The sequence below is a fragment of the Phocaeicola paurosaccharolyticus JCM 15092 genome, assembly GCF_000613805.1.
Lineage (GTDB): Bacteria > Bacteroidota > Bacteroidia > Bacteroidales > Bacteroidaceae > Phocaeicola > Phocaeicola paurosaccharolyticus.
The window spans coordinates 22686-30130 of the sequence record NZ_BAJR01000039.1 but is presented as its reverse complement, the minus strand read 5'-3'; the positions used below and the strand labels follow the sequence as shown (position 1 = coordinate 30130).

The 7445-nt window shown below is 35.3% G+C and carries 5 protein-coding genes; 2 read left to right on the top strand and 3 right to left on the bottom strand.

The window, feature by feature from the left end; all coding sequences use genetic code 11:
- From JCM15092_RS12925 to JCM15092_RS12915, 3 genes are all read right to left on the bottom strand, one after another.
- On the bottom strand, nt 1-874 hold an 874-nt coding region (locus tag JCM15092_RS12925; RefSeq protein WP_024995026.1), incomplete at its 3' end, for an efflux RND transporter periplasmic adaptor subunit.
- A gap of 19 nt (nt 875-893) precedes the next feature.
- The gene (locus tag JCM15092_RS12920; protein ID WP_024995025.1) at nt 894-2225 is read right to left on the bottom strand and encodes a TolC family protein; all 1332 of its coding nucleotides are present in this window, start codon (nt 2223-2225) and stop codon (nt 894-896) included.
- A 9-nt stretch (nt 2226-2234) separates the two neighbouring features.
- A complete protein-coding gene (locus tag JCM15092_RS12915) occupies nt 2235-2900 on the bottom strand; it encodes a TetR/AcrR family transcriptional regulator (protein WP_024995024.1) in 666 nt (221 codons plus the stop codon).
- Between the two features lie 493 nt (nt 2901-3393).
- Between JCM15092_RS12915 and JCM15092_RS12910 the strand changes: the two genes are divergently transcribed.
- A complete protein-coding gene (locus tag JCM15092_RS12910) occupies nt 3394-5685 on the top strand; it encodes an NADP-dependent malic enzyme (RefSeq protein WP_024995023.1) in 2292 nt (763 codons plus the stop codon).
- A gap of 401 nt (nt 5686-6086) precedes the next feature.
- The gene (locus tag JCM15092_RS12905; RefSeq protein ID WP_024995022.1) at nt 6087-7421 is read left to right on the top strand and encodes an NADP-specific glutamate dehydrogenase; all 1335 of its coding nucleotides are present in this window, start codon (nt 6087-6089) and stop codon (nt 7419-7421) included.
- Nucleotides 7422-7445: the final 24 nt, after the last annotated feature.

Below are 7445 nucleotides of genomic sequence, written 5' to 3'. Positions count from 1 at the left end.
TTCCTTTATTATAAACATATACATATCTGTCACCGGAACCTGCGCGTTTTACTACAGCCATATCAGGAACTACAACGTGGTTAAGAGTTCCAAAATTCATTGTAACACGGCCAAACATTCCTGGGCGAACACGCATATTAGAATTCTGAAGTTTAATCTCAACAGGGAAAGTATGTGTATCTGCGTTGATTGTTGGATATACTATTGACACCTTTCCTGTAAACTCCTCATCTCCGAAGATATCAAATTTCACAGATATAGGCATTCCTACTTTTATTTTTGTGAAGAATGACTCAGAGACATTAATCATTAATTTTATAGGTACAATCTTCTCTACAACAAGTACCGGATTAGCAGCACCAGAATATAGATCACCATTATCAAAGTTACGTACTGTTACAACACCATCAATAGGACTTACAAGCTGAGTGTTCTCAAGAAGATTTTTATACGATGTATTGCGGACATCAAGATTCATCTTGGCTGCATCCCATTCAGATCTTGAAGCACCACCTACCTTATACAACTCATCAATACGCTTGAACTCTATCTTCTGATTGTCAAGTTGTAGTTTCAATTGATTAAGACTTGCAGCATCCATCTGAACAAGTTTCTGACCTTTTCTTACTCTGTCGCCAACTTCTACATATATCTTGTCTATACGTCCTGGAGCTGTAGGAGCAATGTTGTTAGTTGCATCAGCCTCTACAGTAGTAGTATACTCCTGTGTCTGCTCTACGTCGCGTGAAGTTACAGAAGCTAACTTTACCAATGGTTTCTCTTCTTTAGTAACTGTCTGTTTTTCGCTGTTACCAGAACAAGCTGTAAGAAGCATTGTTCCAAGTAGAATAATTGAGTGTAAACTCTTTCTCATATTATCTAGAATTTTATTATTATTCATTAATTTTTGAATCATCACCAACAACAAGGTCAAGATCTGCCTTAGCAATAAGATAATCGTATATAGACTGATTATATGTAAGTTGAGATTGAGTAAGTGCAACCTCCGAACTATTCAGTTCAAGTATTGTACCCTTACCTACCTCATATCTCTTACCGGCAATAAGTCTTCCCTTTTCAGCCTGAAGAACAGCCTCACGGTTACTTACTACCTGTTCAGTACTTGCAGACATATTATCTATATATGTGTTCGCCTGCATAACCAACTGTCTCTCAGTATTGATACGGGTCTCACTTAATTGCGTAAGCTTAATCTTTGTCTGTTTCAACTTAGTAAAATTAGTTGCCCTGAAAATAGGTATACTCAGGCTCAAGCCAAAAGTAGAATAAGGATTCCATATATAGCGTGAGAATTTGAAATCATTGTTCATTGATGTATACATATACTGGAATGATGCTGAAAGAGTGGGCAAGAAATTAGCACGCTGCAACTTCAAAGTCTTGTTCAATGCATCTTTGTTCAAGTCTAACTGCTTTAGAGTAGTATTATTGATAAGATCATTTGGATTTGGTCTTGCCATACGGTTGAACATAGACACCTCATAATCCTTCAGGTTACCATCTATAGAAATAGCTGTTGATGGCTCGAGACCAAGAAGAACTTTCAGCTGAAGATTTGTAAGACCTATAGCGTTCTTAGCAGAAACAACACTAGGCTTTATATTTCTCATCTGAACCTCAGCACTGATTTTGTCATACTCACTTACAGTTCCCTGTTCATATTTAGCCTTTACAACATTATAGTTATCTTCGCTCTGTTTGTAACTTTTCTGAAGTACTTCATAGCTATCCTGAGCAAGAAGCAGTTGATAGAAAGCTTTTGTAACCTGATTTACCATATCAAGTTTCGAAGCTCTTGACTTCTCTACAGAGAGTTCTATATCTGTTTTTGTTAGACTTATACTTTTATAAAGAGCCGGAGCAAATACAGGAAGACTTATAGTAAGACCACCACTATATGTATTGTCGGTACCAACCTTTATTACTTGTCCTTGCATTGCAAAAGATTGCTTTTCGATAGTTCTAGAATAATTTCCAACCAAAGAAGCTTCAGGGAGAAGACCTGCATATGCCTCCTGCGATGCTACCTTCTTAAGAGCTATTTCTTGTCCAGCAACCTTTATTGTCGGATTATCATTTAATGCTATTTTTATAGCGTCATCCAACTTCAATTTCAACGTATCTTGCGCGTTAATACTATTGAAACAAAGAGTTCCCCCTATAAATAAGGAGAGGAATACTTGTCTACATAGAAAAAATCTCATACTAAATTGTTATTTGTTATTGTTATCACTTACCTTATCTTGTTTTAACCTCATATTCGAAAGAAATTCATCAACTTTTTTTAGCCCTTTTTCTGTAGATATACCTCTAACGTGCATTAATACCAAATTCTCATAGATCTCAACCAAAGGGAATTTTTCATTCGATTTTGATCTTATAAGTATATCAACCTCTTCAACCATTAAAGACCTGATTATTTCATAATTCATATCTTCACGGAATAATCCTTGTGTCACTCCTTTCTTAAGATTGGACATAGTAATTGCAGCCATCTCATCTCTGGAAAACTGCATATAGCTTATAACTGAAGGATATTTATTGATTTCTTCAAAAAAGAGTTTGTTGACTTTCTTTATCTCTTTAACATTATTTTCATAAATCTTGAAAATAACATCAAGAACATTATCTGCCTCTTTGGAAATTTTGTCGATAAATTCGCGGGTCTCTTGGGAGTGGATCTTAATTATTTCAAGGAGCAATCCTTCTTTATCACTAAAGATCTCATATAAAGTTCTTTTGGATATAGATAGTCCTCCTGCTATTGAATCCATAGTAACATCTTTAATACCATAGACACAAAAAGCATCTCTAGCATATTCGAGTATTCTACTCTTCAATACATCTCTATTTTCTTTAACTCTCCCTATAGCTTTCATCTATTCTTATTCCATTTTAATTTATTGAAATCCAGAATGTGAACATATAAATTAAATCATATTACTGTAGTTATATAAGCCTTTATTATTATGCTAAATAACCACTAAAAATCCTCTTATGATACATGAAAAAAATAAATAATTGACATAAGTCTCTTATTTTTCAAAATTCATAAAAAAAGACAAAATCAAGCTTCCAAAATATACGAATATTAGAATACTTAGAAAACTTTTAAATTAGGTTTAGTTTTTAGAAGATGCAAAAATATGAATTCTTTTAGAACCACTTAAATCTTTAGCTTTCATTTAACCATATATAACATTAAAAAATAGTCCAATTTTATAATATGATAGTATTACAAATGAATATTTACAAAATTATAATGTAAAAGTGCTTTTTAACAAAACAATTATATATTTTTTTTTCGATTTCACATCAAATTGCAATATAATTGATAAATTTGCATACTTATAGAAGAATAAAATAGTAAATATGGTTAAGATTACAAAAGAAGCGGCTTTACTTTATCATTCACAAGGCAAGCCTGGGAAAATTGAAGTGGTTCCAACAAAACCATACAGTACACAAACAGATTTATCATTGGCTTACTCACCGGGAGTTGCAGAGCCATGTTTAGAAATTGAAAAAGACCCACAAACTGCATACGACTACACAGACAAAGGAAACTTAGTAGCTGTTATATCAAATGGTACAGCAGTATTGGGCCTAGGTGATATAGGTGCCCTTTCTGGAAAGCCTGTTATGGAAGGTAAAGGATTACTTTTCAAGATTTATGCAGGTATAGATGTATTCGATATTGAAGTTGACGAAAAAGATCCTGAGAAATTCATTCAGGCAGTAAAAGCTATTGCTCCTACATTTGGAGGTATTAATCTTGAAGATATTAAAGCACCTGAATGTTTTGAGATAGAGAGAAGACTTAAGGCTGAACTTGATATTCCTGTAATGCATGATGACCAGCATGGTACAGCTATCATCTCATCTGCCGGATTGATTAATGCACTTGAGGTAGCAGGAAAGAAGATAGAAGAAGTGAAAATAATAGTTAATGGAGCGGGAGCTTCTGCTATTTCATGTACTAAACTATATGTATCATTAGGAGCCAGAAGAGAGAATATTCTAATGGTTGACAGTAAGGGAGTCATCACAAGTGACCGTCCTTCATTAACAGAGGAGAAGAAGTTCTTCGCAACTGACCGTCGAGATGTACATACACTTGAAGAGGCAATTAAAGGCGCTGATGTATTCTTAGGATTATCAAGAGGTAACATTTTGTCTCAGGATATGGTTAGAAGCATGGCAGCATCTCCAATTGTATTTGCACTTGCTAACCCAACACCTGAGATTTCATACGAAGATGCAATGGCATCTCGTCCTGACGTACTCATGTCTACAGGTAGATCAGATTATCCTAACCAGATTAACAATGTAATTGGTTTCCCTTATATATTCCGTGGCGCTTTGGATACTCAAGCTAGCGCAATCAACGAGGAGATGAAGGTTGCTGCTGTAAAAGCTATAGCAGGTTTGGCTAAATTGCCTGTTCCTGATGTAGTTAATGAAGCTTACCATGTAAACAATTTCACTTTTGGTCCAAAATATTTCATTCCGAAACCAGTAGATCCACGTCTTATCACAGAAGTTTCTATTGCTGTAGCTAAAGCAGCAATGGAATCTGGAGTTGCAAGAAAACCTATCACAGACTGGGAAGCATACAAGATAAAGCTTCGCGACTTGATGGGACAAGAGAATAAGTTGACAAGACAACTTTATGAAACAGCAAAAAGAGATCCTAAACGTGTTGTTTTTGCTGAAGGTATTCATCCAAACATGCTTAAAGCTGCTGTTGAAGCAAAAGCAGAGGGCATTTGCCAACCAATACTTCTTGGAAATGAAGAGAGAATCGAGAAACTTGCAAAAGAGTTGGATTTGAGCCTTGAAGGAGTAGAAATTGTAAACTTACGCCATGACAGAGAAGCCGAAAGACGTGAACGTTATGCTAAGATTCTTTCTGAGAAGCGTGCTCGCGAAGGTGCAAACTTCCAAGAGACTAACGATAAGATGTTCGAAAGAAACTACTTCGGTATGATGATGGTAGAAACTGGGGATGCTGACGCTTTCATTACAGGTCTTTATACTAAATACTCAAATACAATAAAAGTTGCCAAAGAGGTTATCGGTATACAAGAAGGTTTCAAACATTTTGGAACTATGCATATCCTAAACTCAAAGAAGGGAACTTATTTTGTAGCAGATACTCTTATTAACCGTCATCCTGATACAGAGACTCTTACAGATATTGCAAAACTAACATATAACACTGTTAAATTCTTCAACCACACCCCTGTTATGGCTATGCTTTCATACTCTAACTTCGGTGCTGATAAAGAAGGAAGCCCTGCTAAGGTACACAATGCTATTGAACAGATGCATACTAAATATCCTGAAATGATTATTGATGGCGAGATGCAGGTTAATTTTGCTTTGAACAAAGAGTTACGTGATTCTAAATATCCTTTCACTAAACTATTTGGAAAAGATGTAAACACTCTTGTTTTCCCTAACTTGAGTTCTGCAAATGCTACATATCAGATTATTCAGTCATTAAGTGACTCTACACAGGTTATCGGCCCTATACAGATGGGACTTAACAAACCTATTCATTTCACTGACTGTGAAGCATCAGTTAGAGACATTGTTAATATAACAGCAGTAGCAGTTATTGACGCAATAGTATATCAAAAGAAAATGAATAAAGAGTAATACCTTTATAACTTCTTAAAAGAGGTTGTCATCTTCCTAATATAATAAGGTACGATGACAACCTCTTTTTTATTTATCCAATTTAAATGTGCATCTTTATAGAAAATTGAGAGTATTACTCCATTTTTTATAACAGACAGCAAAGTTACATAAATCACATAAAAGTCAAATAATTGTTTCTTTTTGACACAAAAAAGGTTTAAAAATTCAGTGATTTGAAAACATTTTGTAACTCATTTATCATTTTAAGCTATAATAACAACATACTTTTTACCATATAACTAAACATTATATCACTCTTTTTGCAATTTTCTTTATATTATGTTGTTTTTGAAAAATAATATATATATTTTTGTCACATAAAATCAAAATGGTAATAAACCAACTAAAGAAATAGATTTATGAATGCAGCAAAAGTTTTAGAAGATCTTAAAAGAAGATTCCCTAATGAACCTGAATACCATCAGGCAGTAGAAGAGGTTCTTAGTACTATCGAAGAGGAGTACAACAAGCACCCTGAATTCGACAAAGCAAATCTTATTGAAAGACTTTGTATTCCAGACAGAGTTTTCCAGTTCAGAGTTACATGGGTAGATGATAAAGGAAATGTGCAGACAAACATGGGATATAGAGTTCAGCACAACAATGCTATCGGCCCTTACAAAGGTGGTATCCGTTTCCACTCATCTGTTACTCTTTCTATCTTGAAATTCCTTGCTTTTGAGCAGACATTCAAAAACTCACTTACTACTCTTCCTATGGGTGGCGGTAAAGGTGGTTCTGATTTCTCTCCTAGAGGAAAATCAAACGCTGAAGTTATGCGTTTCACACAAGCATTCTTACTAGAATTATGGAGACACATAGGTCCTGAAACTGACGTTCCTGCTGGAGATATAGGTGTAGGTGGACGTGAAGTAGGTTTCATGTTCGGTATGTACAAAAAACTTGCTCATGAGTTCACTGGTACATTTACAGGTAAAGGTGGTGAATTTGGTGGTTCACTTATCCGCCCTGAAGCTACAGGATATGGTAATATCTATTTCTTATGTGAAATGCTTAAGACTAAAGGTCTTGACCTTAAAGATAAAGTTTGTCTTGTTTCTGGTTCAGGAAATGTTGCACAGTATACAGTTGAGAAAGTTATCGAACTTGGCGGTAAAGTAGTGACAATGTCTGACTCTGATGGTTATATCTACGATCCAGAAGGTATCGACAGAGAGAAACTTGATTACATCATGGAACTTAAGAACCTTTACAGAGGCCGTATTCGCGAATATGCAGAGAAATATGGTTGCAAATATGTAGAAGGAGCAAAACCATGGAACGAAAAATGTGATATAGCTCTTCCATCTGCAACTCAGAATGAGCTTAACGGTGATCATGCAAAAGCTCTTGTAGCAAACGGATGTTTCGCAGTTTCTGAAGGTGCAAACATGCCTTCAACTCCTGAAGCTATCAAAGTATTCCAGGATGCTAAGATTCTTTATGCTCCAGGTAAGGCAGCAAATGCTGGTGGTGTATCTGTTTCAGGATTGGAAATGACTCAGAACTCAATCAAATTGAGCTGGACTTCAGAAGAAGTTGATCAGAAACTACTCCAGATTATGAAGAGCATTCACGAGTCTTGCGTTAAATATGGTACAGAAGCTGATGGTTATATCAACTACGTAAAGGGTGCAAACGTTGCAGGATTTATGAAAGTTGCTAAAGCTATGATGGCTCAAGGAATATTGTAATTACAGATTCCACGAATCCTAATA

What these genes read in the sequence shown, in the direction of transcription:
- JCM15092_RS12915 (WP_024995024.1), bottom strand. Translation starts at nt 2,900, where the DNA reads ATGAAAGCTATAGGGAGAGTTAAAGAAAATAGAGATGTATTGAAGAGT.
- JCM15092_RS12905 (WP_024995022.1), top strand. Translation starts at nt 6,087, where the DNA reads ATGAATGCAGCAAAAGTTTTAGAAGATCTTAAAAGAAGATTCCCTAAT.
- JCM15092_RS12920 (WP_024995025.1), bottom strand. Translation starts at nt 2,225, where the DNA reads ATGAGATTTTTTCTATGTAGACAAGTATTCCTCTCCTTATTTATAGGG.
- JCM15092_RS12910 (WP_024995023.1), top strand. Translation starts at nt 3,394, where the DNA reads ATGGTTAAGATTACAAAAGAAGCGGCTTTACTTTATCATTCACAAGGC.